The organism is Janibacter sp. GXQ6167 (assembly GCF_041365945.1).
GTDB lineage: Bacteria > Actinomycetota > Actinomycetes > Actinomycetales > Dermatophilaceae > JBGFSK01.
Window position 1 is genome coordinate 324,027 of record NZ_JBGFSK010000002.1, and the last position, 20,292, is coordinate 344,318.

Here is a 20,292-nt window from a genome sequence, read left to right on the forward strand (position 1 = left end):
TTCGGTCCGAGGCCATACCGAACGCGTGCCGCTTGGTGCGGCCTTTACCGCTGGGACCACGCTCGGCGGCACGATGACCGGCGTCATGCTGACGATCCTCGCGGGTCTGCTCTCGCCACTGCCGTCAGCGTGGCGGCTCGGCGCGGCGGTTGTCCTGGCGATCGCTTTGGCCGGCCTCGATCTCGCGACCTCCAGCCTCCCGCTGCCCCAACGCACGACGCTCATCCCGCAGGAGGTCTTCCATCGCGGGATGCGGCGCGGCCTCTTCCTCTTCGGGATCGAGTACGGAGTCGGCTGGCGCGTGCTCATCCCCTCGGCGGCGCCCTGGATCATCGCGGCCACCCTGGTGCTGATCAACCCATCGTGGTGGGTCACGGTGGCCGCGGGGACGGTCTTCGGGCTGGGGCGCTCGCTGGCGATCTGGCAGATGCTGCTGTGGGGAGAGGACGGATGGCAGTGGCGCCTCGCCCGGCACAGCCGGCTCCTCGAGCGCATCGGCAGTGTCGCGACCGCGGCCCTGGTGCTGCTCGCGGCCTGGCTCATCGTGGGCTAGGAAACCCGCTGCGCGATCTCTTCGAGAGCGGCGACGAACTCCGGTCCCTGCCGTCCCCAGTCGAAGTGTTCGCGGGCGTAGGCGTGCCCGAGCGCGCCGACGGCGGCCGCCGCGCCGGGATCATCGCGCCAGGCCAGGACGGCTGCGGTGACGGCATCCGGATCGTCGAAGGGGACGACCACGCCCCCTCCGGAGCGCTCGATGAGGTCGACCGCGAGCGGTAGCGGCGTGGTGATCGCGGGCACGCCGTGGGCGAGGTACTCGATGACCTTGGTCGGCATGCTGGGCCGGTAGTTCGGCAGGTCCTGCAGGAGCGACAGCCCGGCCAATGCTCCGTCGAGGAGGGGCATCGCTTCGGCGGAAGGGAGGAAACCGTGCCAGACGAGGTCACCCGCCGCATGGGCACGGTTGAGGAGCTCGGTCGAGCGGGCGTCTCGAGCGGGGCCGATGACGTGCAGCGCGATATCGCCGTCGGTCGCCGCGCGCACCTGCCGCGCAACCTCGACCATGGTCTCGACGCCCCTCGCGACGGTGACATTGCCGACGTAAACGACCCGATCGGTCCCCACGGGATCGCTCGTCTCGGGCACGGTGGCGGTGTTGGGAACCACGCGATGACTCCGGCGGAAACGCTCCGCGTAGCCCTGCTCGGCGAGGAGCAGTCGCCAGCGCCGTTCGGCGACCCGCTCGAAGCCGCGCCAAGCGCGGGCTCCAATCCCGCGAAGGGGGCGGGGCATCCACTCCTTGACCTGCAGGGCCGCGGCCGGATCCTCATGGACATCCCACACCAAGTGGTCCAGGCCGAGCCCGATCGCGGCGAGCAGCACCTCGGGATCGTGCACCACGATGACATCGTGCCGAGGCCCCTCCCGCGCGAGTAGCGCCCGCACGGCCCGCCCGGCAGCGAACCGCCGCCGTCCGGCGGCGCGTGGCAGGTCGATCCCGGTGAGCGGCTCCCCCTTCGGCACGGCGAGGTCATAGCCGGTGAAGGGGGCGGCGTAGGTGACCTCCCACCCCCCTTCGAGGAGGGCGGCAATCTGGCGCGCTCGGATCCGTGAGTCCTCCGGGTGGTGGACCACGGTGACGACGAGCGCCCGACGGGTCATGTACTGAGGAAGCCGGCGAGCTTGACCCGCACCGCTGGGCTGATCACGCTCGGGCCGCCGATCAACACGATGCGACCGGGCCGAAGGCGGTGCAGAGCCTGCTCGGTCTCCTTGGGGATGACATCGCGTTGGGTGACCAAGATTGGCGCCTGATCGGGCACGGCCGCCGCCACTCCGGCGATGGTCTCGCCCCCTTCGCCGCTCGGGACGACGTAGACGGTATCGGCGGGCCCCTGATCATCGGCGCACAAGGCGGCGTAGGCCGCGGCAGGGGAGCGCCAATCGCGGGTCACCATTTCGGCGTCCGTCTGCGCCGCGACCGACGCGAGCTGCGCGGCGGTGTCCTTCGGGAGCGCGCCGGGCGCGCCCAGTTGGGTCACGACGAGGGGGTCGACGGTCCTCAGGTAATCGGTGCTGGCTTCATCGAGGACATTTGGTCGGAGGACCAGGAGCGGGACATCGTCGCGCCATGAAGCAATGACGGCGGGGAGCAGCCGGCGCACCTGGGATTCTGAGACCACGTCGAGGCGCTCGGCCGAGCGGGCGTCGGTCGGGACGCGGACGGGCGCCGTGCCGTCCTCGTCGTCGAGCACCCGGGTGATGGTGTCGAAACCGAATCCCGTCAACTGATCGACGGTCTCGGCGCTAATCACCGACTCGTCACCGACGATGAGGATCTCCTTCGGCATCAGCCGACTGATCTCACTCAGGGTGGATTCGGGGACGAGTTGGCGCTGAGTGACGAGCACCGGCCACCCCCGCTCCCAGGCCAAGGGCAGGGCGGCCGCAGCCAGCACGGGTCGGTTGTCACTGACGAGCACCACCCCCGCCGAGCGATGGGGGAAGCGCTCGCGCGAGGCCTTAGCCGACGCAGCGAAGCGGTCCTTGCCGCCCCAGCGCTCCACGCCCGGGACGTCCTTGTCCTGGACGATCCGACGTTCGCGAGACGTGCCCGCCGCCAGCGCGTCGGTTCGCTCCTTGTACGCCGAGAGGACCTCGTCGGTCGGGCCGTCCATCAGCAACTCGCCCTGCTCGAGCCACAGGACGCGGTCGCAGATTTGGCGGACCGTCGCATTGCTGTGGGAGACGAGGAAGACCGTCGAGGCCTCTTCGCGAATCTGGCGGATGCGGCGGCTCGACTTGGCGCGGAAGGCGGCGTCTCCGGTCGAGAGCGCCTCGTCGACCATGAGGATGTCGGGCGCGGTCGCGGTCGAGATGGCAAAGCGCAGGCGCGCGGCCTGACCGGAGGAGTAGGTGGACATCGGCCGGTAGACCGCGTCGCCGATCCCGGAGAACTCGACGATGTCGTCAAAGCGGCGCTCGATCTGGCCGCGGGAGAGCCCCATAGCTTGGGCGCCGATATAGATATTGCGCTCGCCGGTCATCTTCGGCATCAAGACGGCGTTGACGCCGAGCAGGGCTGGTTCGCCGGAGACCCAGACGCGGCCCGCGGCGGGGGGCATCAAGCCCGCGATGGCTCGGAGCAGCGTCGACTTCCCGGAGCCGTTGGTGCCGATGATTCCGATCGACTCACCGTGGTACGCGACAAAACTGACGTCCTTGACGGCGTGCACGCGGTGAACCGCGCCCACTTCCTTGCTGGATCGCACCAGTCGGGTCAGCGCACTCGCTTCGTCATCGCCCTCGGCTGCGGGCTTGCTCGCGCCGAAGACGCGGTAGGTGATGTCGAGGTGGCTCACGATGACCGACGGGCGCCGGCCTTCGTCGATCGGTAGGTCAGCCTCGGCCATACTTCGCCTCGTCTCGCCAGAAGAACCAGAGCCCCACCCAAAACAGGCCAACCCCCCACGCCGCCATCACGACCCAGTGCATCGGCACGATCGCATGGTCGACGAGCAGCGCCTCGCGCGCCGTGGTGAGCGGGAGAGCGAAGGGCTGGTAGTTCATGATCGCCGAGGCGACCGAGTTGTTCGGGGCGTAGTGCGAGAGCGAGAAGAACACCCCGGAGATGTAGCGCAGCACCCGCAGCGCGACCGGGATGAAGTTCGCGAGGTCCCGCGACATGTTGACGATCCGCGCACAGATGAGCGCGACTCCCGTCAGGATCAGCATCTGGAAGGTGATCGCCACCGGGAAGAGCAGCCACGCCACTTGTGGCCGCTCCCCGATGAGGAACATCACGCCGATCAGGACCGCGAAGGCCGGCAGGTTCGCGAGGAACTCCGTCAGCGCGACCGACAGCGGAAGGACGGCGCGTGGGAAGTGGAGCGCCCGCATCAGCCCGTTGTTGCTCACGATCGACTTCGCGCCAGTACTCACCACGGTGGCAGAGACGGTGAAGAGGATGACGCCGATCGAGAGGAAGGCGATCCGCTGGCCCGGCCCACCGTTGCCCATGTTGGTGCGCAGGATCAGGCCGAAGATCACGTAGTAGCTGATGATCATCAGCACGGGGTTGAAGATCGACCACAGCCAGCCGAGCTGGTTCGCCTGGTGCTTGCCCGTTGACTGGGCGCGCGACAGCGTCCAGATGAACGCGCGACGACGAATCAGTTCGCGAACGTAGGTGAAAAACGGTGGGCGCTCACCGAGGGTCTTTAGGCCATGCTTCTTCGCAAGGGCCTCGGCTTGCTCCACGGTGAGAGCCGGCCCTGGGGCGGCCCCAGGGGCCTGCGTCACAGACGTTCGGCCTTCTCGCTGTCGTGAGCCGCACCGCGGGTGTCGAAGAACCGCTGCGAAGCCTCGGCCAACGCGTCGATGTCATAGGACTTGTGGTTCTGGACCAAAATGGTGAGGTCCGCCGCCGCCACCGCAGCGTTGAGGTCACTCACGCCCTCGACACCGTCACCGGCAGCGGTCCAGTTGGTCACCATCGGGTCGTGGTACTGGACCTTCGCGCCGCGCTCCATGAGCTGCTTGGCGAGGGGGACGGCCGGGCTCTCCCGCTGGTCGGCGATATTGGGCTTGTAGGTCACGCCGAGAAGCAGGACGGTCGAGCCGCGCAGCGCCTTCGCGTCGTCGTTCAGGATGTTCTGCGCACGTCCGACCACGTAGGCGGGCATCGTCGCGTTGATCTCCTGGGCGAGCTCGACGAACCGGAAGGGGTAGCCGAGCTTGCTGCGCACGTTGTAGGAGAGGTAGTTCGGGTCGATCGGGATGCAGTGACCGCCGACGCCGGGACCCGGGTAGAAGGCCTGGAAGCCGAAGGGCTTGGTCTTGGCGGCCTCGATGACATCCCAGAGGTCGATGCCGAGGTCGTGGCAGAAGCGCGCCATCTCGTTGACGAGCGCGATGTTGATGTGCCGGTAGGTGTTCTCCAGCAGCTTCGCGGTCTCGGCCTCGCGGGTGCCCTTGGTCCGCACGACGGTGTCGACGAACTGGCCGTAGAAGGCGGCAGCGGCGTCACCGGAGGCCTCGTTGTGCCCACCGACGACCTTGGGGGTGTTCTTGGCGCCGAACTTCTCGTTGCCCGGGTCGATCCGCTCCGGGGAGAAGGCGAGGTGGAAGTCCACGCCAGCCGTCAGGCCGCCGGCCTCAAGGACCGGGCGCACGACCTCGTCGGTGGTGCCGGGGTACGTCGTCGACTCCAAGATGACGGTCTGACCGGGCTGGAGGTGCTTGGCCACGGTCGCGACGGCCGCGTTCACCGGACCGAGGTCGGGGCCGCCGTCTTCCGCAAGCGGGGTCGGCACGCAGATCACGAGGGTCTTGACCTCGGCGAGCTGCTCCGAGTCGGTGGTCGCGTGGAAACCGGCCTCGACCATCGCCGCCACATCGGCGTCGGAGAGGTCGTCCACGTGCGAGCGGCCAGCGTTGAGGTCGTCGACGACCCCCTGGTTGACATCGAAACCGAGGACCTTCACCCCGACCTTGGATGCCTCTTGCGCCAAGGGCAAACCGACATAGCCGAGCCCGATAATGGCGGCATCAAACGACATGACACTCCTTTTACATAACAATGAATCGCGACTGAGCCTACTACTCCTGCAACTCCTCCCTGGGCCGCTCGCCCAGCTCGGCCATCGGTGGTTCGGTCGGCGGCAATTGTCGGTGGCAAGATGCGGGGCATGCCCGAACTTCCCCGCGACCGGCCCCGGATCCTGCTCATGTCGAGCAACGGGACCGGAATGGGCCATCTCAGCCGCCTGATCGGATATGCCCGGGGGATCGGCGACCGGGCGGACGTGAGCTTCCTATCGCTGTCGCTGGCCGCGCCCGTGGTGGCCGATCTTGGGTACGACTACGAGTACCTGCCGTCTCAGGACGCGACCCAGATCCGTCCCGCGGCCTGGCGCCGGCTCTTCCTCGATCGGTTGAGCGACACCCTTCGTCGGCTGCGACCCGATCTCGTCGTTTTCGATGGCGCGCACCCCTACGTCGGGATCGACGTCGTGCGTGAGCGATTCCCGCAGACCCGGTGGGTGTGGTCCCGACGAGCGTTCTGGAAGCCCGGCATCGGGCTCGATCAACTCGCGAAGACCGCGTGGTTTGATGCGGTCCTCGAGCCCGGTGACCTCGCCGAGGCCGCAGATCGCGGGGCGACGGTGGGCGAGCCGTCGCACCACATCAACCCCGTCACCATGCTCAATCCCGGTGACCTCGGGGACCGCGCCGCCGACCGGGCCGCCCTCGGCCTTCCGGCTGACGGCCCGCTTGCGCTCGTCTCGCTCGGGACCGCAGACATCACCGACCGCAGCCGCCCGCTCGGCGCGGTCGTCGCCGCGCTGCGCGATCACGGCGTGGGGGTCTGCCTCACCCAGTCGGCGCTCGTGGCGAGCGCCAGCGGCATCGACGGGGTCCACCTGGTGCGCGACTTCCCGATCGCGCGCCGGTACGCCGCCTTCGATATCGGGGTCACCGAGGCCGGGTACAACGCCTTCCACGAGGGACTACGCCTCGGTCTGCCGAGCCTGTTCATCCCCCGCGCCACCACCGCGCGAGACGACCAGCAGGCCCGCGCTCGCTTCGCTGCCGAGGCCGGTTGGTCCCTCGTTGCGGACGATCCGAGTGCAGAGGAGGCGCACAGCGCCGTGGCTGAACTGCTCGAGCGCGGCGAGGACCTCGCGCGCGCTGCCCAGGCCGCAGACCCCGGTAACGGCGCTCCGCAGGCCGGGGACTTCTTGATCAATCTCGTCGAAGGGGGCGCGCGATGAGCGAGCGGAAGAAGCGGCTCGCCCGACGCGTGCGCTCCACGCCGGGCTTCCAACGCGTCAAGGAGACGGTCCTGCCGCGTGTCCAGGGCAGCGAGACCGCCGTCGACATCGCGACGAGGGTCTTTGGCGACCTTTTCCGGCTCGGGGCGCGGGTCCCCCTTCGGACGGCGACTCATCTGCGCGATCCGGAGGCGCTGCACTGGCCGGTGGTCGTCGTCACCTTGGACCAGGTCTCCGCCGGTGACGCCGATCGGGTGGTCCGGGACATCCAGGCGTTGCAGGATCGACTGCGGTGCTTCCGGCCGGTCTTCGTGATCGATCGCGCCGAGATCGGGGCGATTCGCGAGCTCGGTCAGCCCTTCGAACTGCTCGCCGCGAAGACGACCTTCCCGGACGAGGCCGCCTGGGTCGCCCACCGGAGCCGGCGCATCATCTCGATGACCGATCACTACGGCGCCTGGCTCGTGATGGACGCCGACGATGACGGCCTCGCGGAGCGCGATCTGCTGCTGCTCGAGGCCCTGCCCGCCTACCTCGCCGACCAGGACCTGTAGCGAGGACGGCCGAGGACCCCGAGTCCTCTTATGCTGGCGTCATGCCGAGTCCCCGTCAGCGCCTCGCCTCCTTCGCCCGCAAACTGCGCCAAGGCGCTCAGGATCGCGATCCGCGCCGCAGCGAGGCCGCCGAGTTGACCGCCTTGCTGCGCACGCTCACCTCGCAGCGGCAGCACGCCGAGGCGGTCGCGGTCGCCCGCGAGGCGCTCGCAGCGCACCCGGACGATCTCGCGCTGGTCAAGCAGGTCCGCGTCAGCGCGACGAAGGCCGGCGAGATCACCCTCTTGCACGACGGCACGGTGGCCCAGCTCAAGCGGTGGCCCACCGATGACCTCGCGGCCCGCGAGCGTGAGCAGCGCGGACGCCTGCGCGAAACCGACCCGCAGTGGTCGCCGACGATCACCGACGCGCCGGCCCCGGTCACGGACCCGGTGCCCGGGCGGATCGTGCACCTGCTGAAGATCTCGATGCCCCATCGCCAGAGCGGGTACTCGGTTCGCACCATGTACACCCTCACCGGCCAGTTGGAGGCCGGGCTGGACCCGGTGGGGGTCACCGCCTTGGACTTCCCGCGATCGATCGGTGCCGAAGATGCCCCCGTCGAGGAGGTCGTGGGCGGCGTGCGACACCGGCGCATCTACCGTGACGAGATCCCGCAGAAGGAGGCACCCGATGCCTACCTCGATGCCTTCGCCAGCGAGTTTGCCCAGGTCGTCGCGCAAGAGCGCCCCGAACTGATCCACGTCCACTCCGGGCACCGCGGGTTCGAGACGGCCCGCGTCGCCCTCGCCGTCGGCAAGGCCCTCGGCGTGCCGGTCGTCTACGAGGTGCGTGGCTTCTTCGAGGCCCTATGGACCTCGGACTACCGCTGGGCCGAAGAGGCCGAGACCTACCGTCGCCGCTACGAGATTGAGCGGTACTGCATGACCGAGGCCGATGCCGTGGTCACCTTGAGCGAGTCGATGCGTCAGGACATCGTCGCCCGCGGGGTCGCACCGGAGCAGGTCTTCGTCGTCCCCAATGGCGTGAACACCGAGGGGTTCTCGCCACGGGAGCGGCGTGCCGACCTGGTGGAGAGCCTCGGTCTCGCTGACCGCTTCGTCTTCGGGTACGTGAGCAACCTCGACCACTGGCGGGAGGGTCACGAGTTGCTCATCGAGGCCGCCCAAATCCTCTCCGAGCGGGGAATCCCCGCCACCGCCCTCATCGTCGGTGACGGTAGCCGCCGGGAGGAGCTCGAGGCCCTGACCGATGAGCGCAACGCCCGCGATGTCGTCGTCTTCACAGGGCGGGTCCCGCACGACGAGGTCCTGGACTATTACGCGCTTTACGACGCCTTCGTCGTCCCGCGCGTCGACGAGCGCGCGGCGCGACTGGTGACCCCGCTCAAGCCCTTCGAGGCGATGGCCGCTCAGATCCCCGTGGTCGTCTCCTCCCTTCCCGCCCTCACCGAGATCACCGGCGAAGGTGCGTGGGGCGCGTCGTTCGAGGCCGGGTCGGCGGCGGCGCTCGCCGACGTCTTGGAAGAGCTGCAGCGTTCGCCGGAGCGGCGCGCCGAACTCGCCGCCGCCGGGCGCGAATGGGTGCTCGCCGAACGGCAGTGGTCCAGCAACGCGGCCCGCTATGACGCCGTCTACGACGCCGTTCGCGCCGGCCGCGCGCAGGCTTAACGCCCCCTAGACCGGAGCTTCCCCCGGTCGCGAAGTGTCGGGGAGTGCACACTCGGGTGCCTTAGAGACGTTTCCGGGGTGGGGAAGTGTTGGTGAGTGCACACTCGCGTGGCGCGCGGACATTTCGGGGGTCGGGAAGCGTCGGTGAGTGCACACTCGCGTGCCTTGCGGACGTTTCGGGGGTGGGGAAGTGTCGGTGAGTGCACACTCGCGTGCCTAACGGACGGTTCCGGGGTAACGAAGTGTCGGTGAGTGCACACTCGCGTGCCTCACGGACGTTTCGGGGGTGGGGAAGTGTCGGTTAGTGCACACTCGCGTGCCCAACGGACGGTTCCGGGGTAACGAAGTGTCGGTGGGTGCACACTCGCGTGCCTCACGGACGTTTCGGGGGTGGGGAAGTGTCGGTGAGTGCACACTCGCGTGCCTAACGGACGGTTCCGGGGTAACGAAGTGTCGGTGAGTGCACACTCGCGTGCCTCACGGACGTTTCGGGGGTGGGGAAGTGTCGGTTAGTGCACACTCGGGTGCCCCGCGGACGGTTCCCGAATCACGCGGGTGCGCGGTCAGAGCAGTTCGCGGTACGTCTCGTCGATCCGGGCGCTGATCGCCGACCAGTCGCGTTCGGCGACGACCCACTCGCGGGCCGCGTCGCCGAGGCGCTGGCGCTGCGCGGGGTCGTCGAGGAGTTCGCGCAGGACCCGCGCGAGGTCAGCGGCATCCCCCTTCGCGAAGCTGCGTCCGGTCACGCCGTCAGTGACGATTTCGGTCAGCGCGGCGACATCGGAGACGACGACCGCCTTGTGCATCGCCATCGCCTCGAAGGGCTTGATCGGCGAGATCAGCTCGCACACCGGGAGCGGCAAGCGGGGGAAGGGGGTGATATCGATCAGCGAGAGGTAGCGCTCGACCTCTTCGTGCGGGACGCGCCCGGGCATCGTCAAGATCGAGTCGTCGAGGCCGAGCTGCTTCGCCGCGGCGACCACCTTGCGTTGATGGGCGCCGTCACCGACGAGCAGCACGTGGAAGTCGTCGCGCTCGCGCCGGAGCGTGGCGGCGGCTTCGAGGAGCAACTCCAGGCCCTCGTAGACCACGAACCCGCCGACGTAACCGATGACCGTCTTGCCCTGCAGCCCGAGCGCGGCCTCGAGCTCGCGGTCGCGGTCGCGGGGGGTGAAGCGATCGACGTGGACCCCATTCGGGACCGTGACGAGCTTCGCCGGATCGACCCCGAGCTCGACCATCCGCTCGCCGAGCGCATCGGTGATCACGAAGACGCGATCGGCGTGGGTGGCGACCTCGGCCTCGATGAGGTCGAGGTACTGCTCCTTCTCGGAGCCAGCGAAGCCGGGGACGCGGGCCTCTTCGAGCAGCTGCTTCAGGCCCCGCATCTCATAGACGAAGGGGACGCCGAGGCGGCGCGCGGCACCGAGGCTCGCGAGCCCCACGTCGTAGAGGCTGGAGGCGTGGATGAGGGAGGCCCCATGGCGCTGCGCGACCTCGGCGATCCCGTCGGCCCCCTTCGCGACGTAGGGCGCGAGCGGCCAGCGCTCGTAGGTACGGACGCCCGGGGTGAGGATCCGGTGGTACTCGATGTCGTCGACGACATCGACCGGCGCGGCCTCTCGGGGGTCGTCGTCCTTCCACCACAGGTCGTAGGGGAAGCCGAGGCGGGTCGCAGCCGCCATATCCCACCCGCGGTGGGCGAGGCTCGTGATGATGCCGTGCGAGCGGGTCGCGTACCCCCCGGTGCGGATCGGCAGGGACTGGCCGAGGACCGAGAGGATCGCGCCCTCGCGAGGGGTGTGCTCGATCGGCGTCCCGCTGGGCTGGGTCCAGCCGTCAGCGATCGTGGCCGCCTGATCGTCGGCTTCCTTCAGGGCGGTCGCGAGCGACGAGTTCTTCGTCTGGGTCAGGACCATCCGGGCGAGCTCGCGGCCGTTGGTGAGGTCGCCCTCGGTCAGGGCGCGAAGGGCGCCGCGCGCGATGGTCGTCATCGGGAGCTTGCCACCGGTGCCGTCGCTCAACGCAGCGCCAAGGGCGGGCGCGAGGCGGGCCCAATTGCGCTCGCGGGTGAGAATCGCCGTGATGGCGGGATGTGGGGGGCCGTCGGGCCCCGCGCTCAGGTCGGCGATCGCTGCGTCGAAGGCTTCCGGGCCCTTCGCGTAGGCCTCGGCGAGGGTGGCGCGCGTTAGAGCCTGGTTCGCCGGAGCTGGATCGAGGCTTGGCGCCTCGGTGCGCACAGTCTGGAGGTAGCGCTCCAGATCCTCGCGGCGCCCGTACGAGAGCGTCTCGAGGGCTTGCTCGAGTTGCGCGCCCGTCGTCGGTGCGGTCGTGATGAGCCGGGCCCGGATGCGTTCGGCGAGCGCCTGATCCTCAACCTCCAGCGCGACCTGATGCCAAAAGGTCAGCATCGCGGTCGTGACGGCTCCGGCCTCGACGGCCTGCTCGGCGAGAGCCAGAGCCGCCGGCCGGTCCTCCAACCGTCGGTGGGCCCGCATCGCGAGGGTCCAGGCCGGTGCAGCGGCTGGTCCCTCCCGCAGCAGCGGCGTCACCATCTCCCGGGCCTTCGCCGGGTCCTCCAAGAGCACCGCCTTGGCCCGGGCGAAGAGGACCTTGCCGCCGATGCCCTTGGTCCCGAGGACCTTTTCCACCCGCGGGATGCGTTGCAGGGTCGAGATGGCGCGGTTGCGTGCTCGGCGACGAAGGCCAGCGACCGATGGACTCACGAGGGCTCCTTAGTGATGCTCCGACCGAGCAGGGTGGTCAGCGCGTCCGCGCTGAGGCGGGCCGCTGCAGATCGTCCCGCTCGGCTCTGGCGTTCCCAGGCGTCGCGGTCGGACCACAGCGCCGTAATGATGGAAATGACCTGATCTTCGGGGGCGTAGAGGGCGAGGTCGCCGAGCGTCGCAGCGAACCGCTCGGGAAGGACGACGACGGCGCCGGCTCGGGCGGCCCCAATCGCGGCGGTAGCGACCTGAGTGTCGGCCTTCGACGAGGCCGTCGAGACGAAGGCGTCAAGGGCCGCGAGGAAGGTGGAAATGGTGGTCCCGGCGTGATCGCCCAGCCCGACCCACGCGGGTGGCAGGCGCTTCTCGCCGAGCGCGGCAAGGGCCGAGCGGGACCGAGAGGCGATCCGCACGTCCACGGAACCCCCTTCTGGCAGCACCTCGAGGATGGCCTGGCGCCGGGTGTCGCGATCCAGGTCGCTGCGCCACATCACCGGCAGGTCGGGCAGATGGTGACCGACCACGGGGCGGCCCCCACCGGGGCGCCTCGGGAAGGAGCGCGTCGGTCCAGCGGGGAGAAGGGGGACGACCCCGTCTGGGTCAGCGAGGGCCGCTGCGACGGTGGCATCCCGCGGGACCACGCTGATCTGGGCGCCCGGCCAGAGCGCCGCAGCGGTGGCGCTCGCGCGCTGGGCGAGCGTGGCGCCTTCGCCCCCTTCGTCACGGGCAGAGACCCGCACGCTCTCGACATGCCAGCCGCTCCCGTCGAGGTCCCGCAGCTCCAAGGCCGCCGGGTCGACGACGAGGACGACCTCGGCGCGAAGCTCTTCGCTCAGATGGACTCGCGTGGCCTGGCCGGAGTTGATCAGGGCTTGGATCTCGGCGGCGATCGGTCGGCGCCTGCTCACGAGCGGGTCGGGGCGCTCGAGGTGAGCGATACCGACCTGGAGGCCATGGGTACTCAGCGCGGTGATCTCGTCGATGGCGGACGCCGCCGGGACCTCCTCGGAGAAGTCTCCAGCGACCACCACATCCCAGGCGCGGGGTCGGGCGGACTCCCGGTCAGGTCCGGCGAGGAATTCGGGGAGTGGGACGGCGAAGGGGCGGGAGGTGGCTTGCGGGCGCAGCGCCGGCGGGTTGTGCCGAGGGTCGGCGCCACGAGCGATCCGGCCGTGCCATTCGAGATAGGCATCGCGATAGGCCATCCGACTCCAGTGGGTCCACCCGGGCACCGCGTCCGAGCGCGACAACGAACCCATGCGCAACTGGGTGACCGCGAGCGGAGCCTTGCGACCTAAGTCAATGACCGACCTCGGTCGGGCGGCGAGCAGCCGGCCCGGGTACTCCATATCGGCACTCTTGCGGACCCCGTCGAAGCCGCCGATCAGGTCGAGGACGGCCGCGCGGCGAAAGAGCAGCGACGAGGCGTTGAGCCGGTTCGGGGGATAGCCGACGTAGGTCGTCGTGAGGTCGGAGTAGGCGCGGATGGCCCAGGAGCGGCTGCCGATCCCATGCTTTGACCGGCGCACCGCCTCCACCTGGCGTTCGATCCGGCGAGGGTGGGCGAAATCATCGGAGTCGTGGAAGGTGATCCACTCCGCGTCACTGGTCAGCAGCGCGATATTGCGGGCCTGATAGGTCCCGCCGTTGACCTCGGCGCGGTGGACGCGCACTCGCGGGTCGAGGGAGCGAGCCGCGTCGAACCAGCGGGCCGCGCCGGGATCCGGCGAGGCGTCATCGACGATCAGGATCTCGAGGTTGGTCCAACTCTGATCGACGAGAGAGCGGACCGACATGAGCAGGTCGTGATCGGGGTTGTACGCCGAGACGACCACGCACACGCGCTCGGGGTCATCGACGGTCTCGGTCGGTCGGGCGCGCAGCCGTGCGAAGGGGGAGAAGCTCGACTCGTCATCCCCGGCGAGGTCTGGGACCTCGAGGTAGGGGGTCTCGAGATCGGCGGCGGAGAAGGCCTGACCGAAGACCTGCGTCCACTCATCCCACGTCGATCGCTCGGCCGGACCGCCGACAGCAGGATTGGCGAGATCGCTGGCGAGGCTCCACGCGGCGACCGCCGGGAGCGGGGCGTCATCATCGGCGAGGAGGGCAGCCACTTCGTCGCGGCGCCCTGTGCGCAAAAGGCATTGGCCGAGCAGGACTCGATCCGACTCCGTGAGTTCGGAGGTGGGGGCGGCGGCCAGCAGGTCAGCCGCGGCCGCCCACCCTTCTTCGTCTCGGCCGAAGGCGAGCACGCGAGCCAACTCGCTGGTCCAGGCGCGGCTTCCGGCGGCACGCCGCTCGATCACCTGTCGGCCCAGTTCGGACCGGGCCCTCATCACCCAGTTCGCGAAGACCGGAGCATCGTCGTCGGTGAGCTGGGCCGCCCAGCGATCGACAGCGTCGTTCACTGGGGGTCCGCCTGGAGGGTCCCGCCCTTCTCGTGCGCGAGATCTAACAGGTCGTTGCGGATCGCGGATGTGCTTTCGACCTGACGGGCGGCGACCTGGTCCACGCGGTCGGCGAGATCGTCCAGGGCCGGTCGCAGCGACGGCCCGCGATAGGCGTGGAGGGCGCTGAGCGCGGCAGCCGCCGCACCAGCGGCCGCGAGACCACCGATCAGGGCCAGCGCGGCGCCGGGCCAGCCGAGGGCCACGAGCAGACCCGTGATCAGCAGGCCCATTCCTCCTGCTGCGGCGACCAGCAGGGCCGCCGTGCGAAGGGGGATCGTCATGGGCCGAGCACCTTGGTCACCACATCGGCGATCCGCTCACCGGCGTGACCGTCCCAAAGCGGCGGGGTCGGCCACGTCTCGGGGCGATCCACCGCGAGGACCTCGCGGACCTTCTCGGCGAGGTTCTCCCGCGTCACGAGCTGGTTGGTGCCGTGCGAGATCGTGACCGGGCGCTCGGTGTTGGGGCGCAACGTGAGGCACGGGACCCCGAGGATCGTCGTCTCCTCCTGCACGCCCCCAGAGTCGGTGACCACCGCGCGCGAGCCCCGGACGAGACCCATGAACTCGAGATAGCCGAGCGGGTCGATGACGCGCATCTTCGGGTGATCGAGGAAACCGGCCTCTTCCAAACGGGCCCGACCGCGCGGGTGAAGGGGGATCACGACCTCGGCCTGGTCGGCGACCGCGTGCATGGCGGCGACCAGGGCGCGCACATCCTCGGGGTCATCGACATTGCCGGGGCGGTGCAGCGTCGCAACGATGTAATCACCCTCGAGACTGAGCTCGGAGCGGATCGCCTCGGCATCAAACCGGTCGAGGTTCTTCAGCAGCGTGTCGATCATCGGGTTGCCGACGAAGTGAATCTTGTCGGGATCGGTGCCCTCATTGCCGAGGTGGGCGACGGCGTCGACGCTCGTCGTGAGCAGGACATCGGAGAGGCGGTCGGTGACGAGCCGGTTGATCTCCTCGGGCATCGTCATATCGAAGGAGCGCAGCCCCGCCTCGACGTGGACGAAGGGGATGCCCATCTTCGAGGCGACGAGGGCTGCCGCGACGGTGGAGTTGACGTCGCCGTAGACGATCACCATCGCGGGTTCGCGCTCTTCGAAGAGCTCCTCCAGGGCGCTCATGACCGCTGCCGTCTGGCGACCGTGGCTTCCCGAGCCGACGCCAAGGTTCACATCGGGCTTCGGGATCCCGAGTTGCCGGAAGAAGATGTCAGACATCTTGTCGTCGTAGTGCTGTCCGGTGTGGACCAGGAGCTGCTCGACCCCGCGGTCGGCCAGGGCAGCGAGCACTGGGGCGGCCTTCGGGAAGTTCGGGCGAGCACCGGTGACGTGCACGACGAGCTGTGACATGAAGAGATCCTTGCGTGAGCGGTGTGCGGGTCGGTCTTTGTAGTTTGCCGTACAGCGTGGTGCTTGTGCTGCGGGGTCGCCTAGGGCCGGACGAGCTTGGGGGCCACCTCGGGCAGGACGGTGTCGAGTTCGGCGCCGATCACGGGCGCCATCTTCTCGGCCCAGGTCGCGGTGATGTGCGATCCCTGGCGGTAGACGAGGACATTGCCGATGACCGGCGGGCAGGTGCCCTCGGGGCACTGCCAGGGGGTGAAATCGAGCAGAACGGCGCTCTTGCTCTCCTCCGCCGCGGTCCGCAGGGCCTTCGTTCCGAGACCGCCGCGACTGCGGAAGGTGCACTCGGTCATGAAGGTGTCCGGGTGCTCGGCGACGCACTCGTAGACGGGCTTGCGCGGGTGCGGCGTGTCGGCGAGCACGATCACCGGGATCCCGTGCGCGGCGAAGTCGTCCCACGTCCGGGCGTAGCTCGCGGTGAGTCGGTTGGGCGTGGTGTTGGTTTTGTCGGCGAGAGTCTTGGTCTCGCCCGAAGAGGTGATGATGAGGTCTGGGCGATCCCCGCCGGTCAGGTCCGCCCGGACCGCCTTGCCCCACTCTCGGCATGAGGTGTACTCACCGTCATCGGAGGCCACGGGCTCATCGATGACGGGGCATGCCGACTTGGTGTGGGTGACGATCTTCCAGCCACGCTCCTTGGCGATGATCTCCAGGCCGGGAAGCCACTGCAGGGCCTTGGAATCACCGATCAGCGCGATGGTGCGGGACCCTTCAGGATCGCCGAAGGTGCAGGTGATGTTCTCGCTGCTGTCCTGGTCGACCTGGCAGTTTTCGTCGTAGGCCCGAGGGATGTCCTCGACGGCCTTCAGCGGGTCGGGGTACATCGAGGTCTCGGTGTCGCCAACCGCCTTCAGCGTGGGAGCGGATGAGCCATAGACGCCGGGTCCGCTGGCCTCCGCCGGGTCGATCGCCTTCAGGGTCGGGGTGAGGAAGACCAGCGCGAGGCCGGCGACCACGCCGGTGATCGACAGACCCGCGCCGAGGAGGAGGGCCGGACGGGCTCGGGTCGAGAAGAGTTTCGCGTGACGCACGGGATTTTCGATGAAGCGGTAGGCGAGCCAGGAGGGGATGAGCGAGGCCGCGACGGTGGCGACGAGGGCCTTGGCGTTCCCCGGCCACAGGGTTTGGGCGGCGACGGCCATGGGCCAGTGCCAAAGGTAGAGGGAGTACGAGAGCCCCCCGATCCAGACCATGGGGCGCAAGCCAAGGACCGCGACCGCTCCGGATCGTCCGGCGGTGAAGCCCCCGACCAGCACGGCTGCCGCGCCAAGGACCGGGAGCGCGGCAGCGGAGCCGGGCCATGGGGTTGAGGTGGACTGGGTCAGCGCTCCGATCGCGATGGCGGCAAGGCCGGCCCACCCGAGCAGCGCCCCAGCGCGCGCAGGCAGGCGGGTCCACACGGTGGCGCCGATCGCCACGAGGGCGCCAATGGCAAGTTCCCACAGGCGCGTCGTCGTGACGAAGTAGGCGCGGGCGGGCTCGGCGCCGGTGAGGTAGACCGACCAAATGAAGGAGGGAATCGCGATGGCGACCGCGAGGCCAATCGCCATGGTCGGGCGAGTCGGGAGGCGGAAGCGGCGCAGCAGGAGTGCGAGGACGAGGATCAGCAGCGGCCAGACGATGTAGTACTGCTCTTCGACCGCGAGCGACCAGAAGTGCTGGACGGGCGAGGCGTTGATGTCCTCGGCGAGGTAGTCGACCGAGCGTCCGGCAAGGCGCCAGTTGATGATGTAGGCCGCCGACGCCGCGATATCGCCGCCGTAGTCGCGCCAGACGGTCTTCGGGAGGACCAGCCAGGTCATGATGGCGGTCGCGACGAGGACCGTCGCGGCCGCGGGGAAGAGGCGCTTGGCGCGCCGAGCGTAGAAGCGGGGCAGGCTTACCGTGCCGCTCCGCTCGACTTCCTTGACGAGTTGGCTCGTGATCAAGAACCCGGAGATGACGAAGAAGACATCGACGCCGGCGAAACCGCCGGTCAACCAGGGCAACCCGGCGTGGTACCACAAGACGAGCCCCACGGCGACGGCGCGGAGCCCTTCGATATCCGGGCGGAAGCGAGCGGGCTTCACGCTCGCCGATGCCTCAGTTGAAATGGTCCACCTCCCGGAGACGGCTAAAAGGGGCGGACCATTCGGTTCGCCCCTTTACCGCTACTTCCCGCTGGTGGCCAGGGGCGGGGTCGAACCGCCGACCTTCCGATTTTCAGTCGGACGCTCGTACCAACTGAGCTACCTGGCCCTATCGCGACCCGGATCGTGAATCCGTGTCGTGACGAGCGACCCCGACGGGACTCGAACCCGCGACCTCCGCCGTGACAGGGCGGCGCGCTAACCAACTGCGCTACGGGGCCTTGATGAAGCAAGGCCAACTTGCGTATCCCCAACGGGATTCGAACCCGTGCTACCGCCGTGAAAGGGCGGGGTCCTAGGCCGCTAGACGATGGGGACCTAGTCTCGCCGGACCCCTCGCCGCGCAGCAGGCAGCACCCGAATCCGTCGAGGACGTGTTGAACTATAGACGCCGCTTTTTCGATTCGCCAAACCGGCGGGTCGACGGTGGGGGGCGGGGGCTCACATCGCCCTCGTGGCCCGGCGGCGAACCGATACGGTCGAGGCCATGTCCTCGGCTCTCACGACCGGCCTTCCCGAGCGCCGGTATCGCCCCGAGCTGCATGGGTTGCGCGGCCTGGCGATCGTGCTGGTGGTGGCCTTCCACCTCTTCGGGCAGGGGCGGGTTTCCGGGGGAATCGACGTCTTCTTGTGCGTCTCGGGATACCTCTTCACCGGCATCTTGCTGCGGGAATCCGCGGGGCGAGGCGGGCCCGTGTCGGTCTCGGCGTATTTTGGCCGACTCGCCCGAAGGCTGCTGCCCCCCATGATCGTCGTGGTCGCGTCGGTCACGCTCGCTGGCCTCATCGTCTTGCCGGGGATGCGGCACGAGGCGCTGCTGCGCGAAGCGGGGGCCTCGCTCCTCTACGTCGAGAACTGGGCCTTGATCTCCTCCCAACTTCAGTACGAAGCGGCCGGACCCGCGACGAGCCCCTTCCAACACATCTGGTCACTCTCGGTCCAAGGCCAGTTCTATCTGCTTTGGCCCGTCCTCACCGTCGCCGCTGTCCTGGTCGCGAAGAGGATGGGCTGGTCGGCTCGCCGCGCCATGATCGGCGTCTCGGGGGCCGTGGTGATCGGCTCCTTCAGCTACGCCGTCTTCCTCCACGAGACGGACCAGGCGGTCGCCTATTTGCACACCGGCAGCCGGCTGTGGCAGTTGGCGATTGGCGCTCTGCTCGCGTTGATCGGCACGCGAGTGGTCCCAAGGAGAGCCCGTCCGGTCACCGGATGGATTGGGATCGCGCTCATCGTCTCCTGCGGATTCATCCTCGATGGCGCAGAGCTCTTCCCGGGGCCGTGGGCGCTCTGGCCGGTCCTCGGCTTCGTGCTCGTGATGACCGCAGAACATCCGGCCCCCTGGGGTGTCTCCCAAGTGCTGGCGCGAGCCCCCTTCTCCGCGATCGGCGACATCTCCTATGCGCTCTACCTATGGCACTGGCCGCTGCTCATCTTCTGGCTGACGCTGCGCGGACGCGACGAGCTCGGGTGGCGCAGTGCGAGCGTGATCCTGATCGGCGCGCTGATCCTGTCGTACCTCACCCACCGCTTCATCGAGCGACCGGCGACCGTGTGGTTTACCCCGCGACCGAGAGTCGCCATCGCCGCGGGGGTGGTCTCGGTCGCCCTCGTCGCCGGGGGTGCGTTGGCTGGCCTGCGTGTCGTCGAGGCCGCGCACGCCGATCGACTGGCCGAGGCCGTCGCGGCAGACCCGGACCGCTACCCCGGTGCCCTCGCCCTCGATCCGCGCAGCCCGCGTCCGGTGCCGAAGGGGGTCGAGCCCATCCCATCCTTCGACGTCGCCCACCAAGACCAGCCGGACTACTACGCCTGGCCCTGCCGCCAGACGCCGAGCGGGTCGGGAGAGGTCACCGTGTGCGATGACCCGGAGCACCCGGAAGGATCGCCCGGCTGGCGGGACCGTCCTGTCGTGCTCGTCACCGGTGGGTCCCATGCCGGGCAGTGGGTGCCGACCTTCCGGGTCTTGGCGCAGCGTCACGGATGGCGCGTGCTGGTCGCCGATATGGCGGGCTGCCAGCTGACGACGAATCGCGGGCAATACCCGCCGCCACGGGATGTCCCCGTGTCCGAGGCGTGCCAGGAGTGGAACGAGGGGATCGTCGAGGTCATCGACGATCTCGCGCCGGATGCGGTCTTCACCCTCGCGACGACCAGTCTCGGGAAGCCCGAGAGCACCCCGCTCGGCTTCTTGGACCAGTGGGAGCACCTACGCGAGCGGGAGATCCCGGTCGTCGGCATCCGGGACTCACCGCGACGGGTGCAGCCGGTCCCGGAGTGTCTCGTCGCCGCCGAGGACCCGGATGATTGCACGGTGAACCGGCGGTCCGGGGCCTACGGGCTCGCGGACCCTAGCCCCTTCACTCAACTCTCGCCGAGGCCGGATATCGGCTATGTCGATCTCTCGCAGTGGTATTGCCCGGGGACAAAGTGCCCTGCCGTGATCGGCAACGTGCTCGTCTACCGCGACGCCTCACACCTCTCATCGGCCTACGCGCGCTCGCTTGCCGATCCCCTCGATGCCGAGTTGCGCCGGGTTGCCCCGCAGCTCTACCGCTCGCAGGACTAGCGGCCGTTCG

General features: G+C 69.0%; 14 protein-coding genes and 3 tRNA genes. 5 read left to right on the forward strand and 12 right to left on the reverse strand.

Annotated features, from left to right (window positions below; translation table 11 throughout):
• Positions 1–25: 25 nt before the first annotated feature.
• Positions 26–553, forward strand: coding sequence for a hypothetical protein (locus tag AB8K43_RS04390; RefSeq protein ID WP_370891869.1), 528 nt, complete (start codon positions 26–28; stop codon positions 551–553).
• On the opposite strand, the gene AB8K43_RS04395 is transcribed toward AB8K43_RS04390, so the two are convergent.
• The 4 genes from AB8K43_RS04395 to AB8K43_RS04410 are packed head-to-tail and all read right to left on the reverse strand — an operon-like array spanning position 550 to position 5,558.
• Entirely contained in the window at positions 550–1,659 is a 1,110-nt protein-coding gene (locus AB8K43_RS04395) for a glycosyltransferase family 4 protein (protein ID WP_370891871.1), read from the reverse strand. The genes AB8K43_RS04390 and AB8K43_RS04395 overlap by 4 nt on opposite strands.
• Positions 1,656–3,410: an ATP-binding cassette domain-containing protein gene (locus AB8K43_RS04400; RefSeq protein ID WP_370891872.1), complete on the reverse strand. Its 1,755-nt coding sequence runs from the start codon at positions 3,408–3,410 to the stop codon at positions 1,656–1,658. Before AB8K43_RS04400 ends, AB8K43_RS04395 begins: the two co-directional genes overlap by 4 nt.
• Entirely contained in the window at positions 3,397–4,299 is a 903-nt protein-coding gene (locus AB8K43_RS04405) for an ABC transporter permease (protein ID WP_370891874.1), read from the reverse strand. The genes AB8K43_RS04400 and AB8K43_RS04405 overlap by 14 nt, the downstream gene beginning before the upstream one ends.
• Complete coding sequence (locus AB8K43_RS04410) at positions 4,296–5,558, reverse strand: nucleotide sugar dehydrogenase (protein WP_370891875.1); 1,263 nt, start codon at positions 5,556–5,558, stop codon at positions 4,296–4,298. The genes AB8K43_RS04405 and AB8K43_RS04410 overlap by 4 nt, the downstream gene beginning before the upstream one ends.
• A 129-nt stretch (positions 5,559–5,687) precedes the next feature.
• Here AB8K43_RS04410 and AB8K43_RS04415 point away from each other — a divergent pair, with 129 nt between their 5' ends.
• The 3 genes from AB8K43_RS04415 to AB8K43_RS04425 are packed head-to-tail and all read left to right on the forward strand — an operon-like array spanning position 5,688 to position 8,997.
• Positions 5,688–6,773, forward strand: coding sequence for a glycosyltransferase (locus AB8K43_RS04415; RefSeq protein ID WP_370891877.1), 1,086 nt, complete (start codon positions 5,688–5,690; stop codon positions 6,771–6,773).
• A complete protein-coding gene (locus AB8K43_RS04420; protein WP_370891879.1) occupies positions 6,770–7,327 on the forward strand; it encodes a hypothetical protein in 558 nt (185 codons plus the stop codon). Before AB8K43_RS04415 ends, AB8K43_RS04420 begins: the two co-directional genes overlap by 4 nt.
• A gap of 41 nt (positions 7,328–7,368) precedes the next feature.
• On the forward strand, positions 7,369–8,997 hold the full coding sequence (locus AB8K43_RS04425) for a glycosyltransferase family 4 protein (RefSeq protein WP_370891881.1): 1,629 nt from the start codon (positions 7,369–7,371) through the stop codon (positions 8,995–8,997).
• Between the two features lie 563 nt (positions 8,998–9,560).
• On the opposite strand, the gene AB8K43_RS04430 is transcribed toward AB8K43_RS04425, so the two are convergent.
• From AB8K43_RS04430 to AB8K43_RS04465, 8 genes are all read right to left on the reverse strand, one after another.
• The gene (locus AB8K43_RS04430) at positions 9,561–11,723 is read right to left on the reverse strand and encodes a glycosyltransferase (protein WP_370891883.1); all 2,163 of its coding nucleotides are present in this window, start codon (positions 11,721–11,723) and stop codon (positions 9,561–9,563) included.
• On the reverse strand, positions 11,720–14,131 hold the full coding sequence (locus tag AB8K43_RS04435; protein WP_370891885.1) for a glycosyltransferase family 2 protein: 2,412 nt from the start codon (positions 14,129–14,131) through the stop codon (positions 11,720–11,722). The genes AB8K43_RS04430 and AB8K43_RS04435 overlap by 4 nt, the downstream gene beginning before the upstream one ends.
• Positions 14,128–14,454 carry a hypothetical protein gene (locus AB8K43_RS04440; RefSeq protein ID WP_370891887.1) on the reverse strand — a complete coding sequence of 109 codons (327 nt, stop codon included), beginning with the start codon at positions 14,452–14,454 and terminating at the stop codon, positions 14,128–14,130. Before AB8K43_RS04440 ends, AB8K43_RS04435 begins: the two co-directional genes overlap by 4 nt.
• Positions 14,451–15,533 carry a non-hydrolyzing UDP-N-acetylglucosamine 2-epimerase gene (gene wecB, locus AB8K43_RS04445; protein WP_370891889.1) on the reverse strand — a complete coding sequence of 361 codons (1,083 nt, stop codon included), beginning with the start codon at positions 15,531–15,533 and terminating at the stop codon, positions 14,451–14,453. The genes AB8K43_RS04440 and wecB overlap by 4 nt, the downstream gene beginning before the upstream one ends.
• Positions 15,534–15,613: 80 nt before the next feature.
• Complete coding sequence (locus AB8K43_RS04450) at positions 15,614–17,656, reverse strand: acyltransferase family protein (RefSeq protein WP_370891891.1); 2,043 nt, start codon at positions 17,654–17,656, stop codon at positions 15,614–15,616.
• Positions 17,657–17,748: 92 nt separating this feature from the next.
• A tRNA-Phe gene (locus AB8K43_RS04455) sits at positions 17,749–17,825 on the reverse strand.
• A gap of 38 nt (positions 17,826–17,863) precedes the next feature.
• Positions 17,864–17,937: transfer RNA gene (locus AB8K43_RS04460), tRNA-Asp, on the reverse strand.
• 24 nt (positions 17,938–17,961) lie between these two features.
• A tRNA-Glu gene (locus AB8K43_RS04465) sits at positions 17,962–18,034 on the reverse strand.
• A gap of 169 nt (positions 18,035–18,203) precedes the next feature.
• On the opposite strand from AB8K43_RS04465, the gene AB8K43_RS04470 reads away from it, so the two are divergent.
• Positions 18,204–20,282, forward strand: a complete 2,079-nt coding sequence (locus tag AB8K43_RS04470; protein WP_370891892.1) for an acyltransferase family protein — start codon at positions 18,204–18,206, stop codon at positions 20,280–20,282.
• Positions 20,283–20,292: the final 10 nt, after the last annotated feature.

Coding starts and splice junctions, on each gene's coding strand:
- AB8K43_RS04400 (WP_370891872.1), bottom strand. CDS start 3,410: ATGGCCGAGGCTGACCTACCGATCGACGAAGGCCGGCGCCCGTCGGTC.
- AB8K43_RS04425 (WP_370891881.1), top strand. CDS start 7,369: ATGCCGAGTCCCCGTCAGCGCCTCGCCTCCTTCGCCCGCAAACTGCGC.
- AB8K43_RS04440 (WP_370891887.1), bottom strand. CDS start 14,454: ATGACGATCCCCCTTCGCACGGCGGCCCTGCTGGTCGCCGCAGCAGGA.
- AB8K43_RS04410 (WP_370891875.1), bottom strand. CDS start 5,558: ATGTCGTTTGATGCCGCCATTATCGGGCTCGGCTATGTCGGTTTGCCC.
- AB8K43_RS04470 (WP_370891892.1), top strand. CDS start 18,204: ATGTCCTCGGCTCTCACGACCGGCCTTCCCGAGCGCCGGTATCGCCCC.
- AB8K43_RS04395 (WP_370891871.1), bottom strand. CDS start 1,659: ATGACCCGTCGGGCGCTCGTCGTCACCGTGGTCCACCACCCGGAGGAC.
- AB8K43_RS04415 (WP_370891877.1), top strand. CDS start 5,688: ATGCCCGAACTTCCCCGCGACCGGCCCCGGATCCTGCTCATGTCGAGC.
- AB8K43_RS04420 (WP_370891879.1), top strand. CDS start 6,770: ATGAGCGAGCGGAAGAAGCGGCTCGCCCGACGCGTGCGCTCCACGCCG.
- wecB (WP_370891889.1), bottom strand. CDS start 15,533: ATGTCACAGCTCGTCGTGCACGTCACCGGTGCTCGCCCGAACTTCCCG.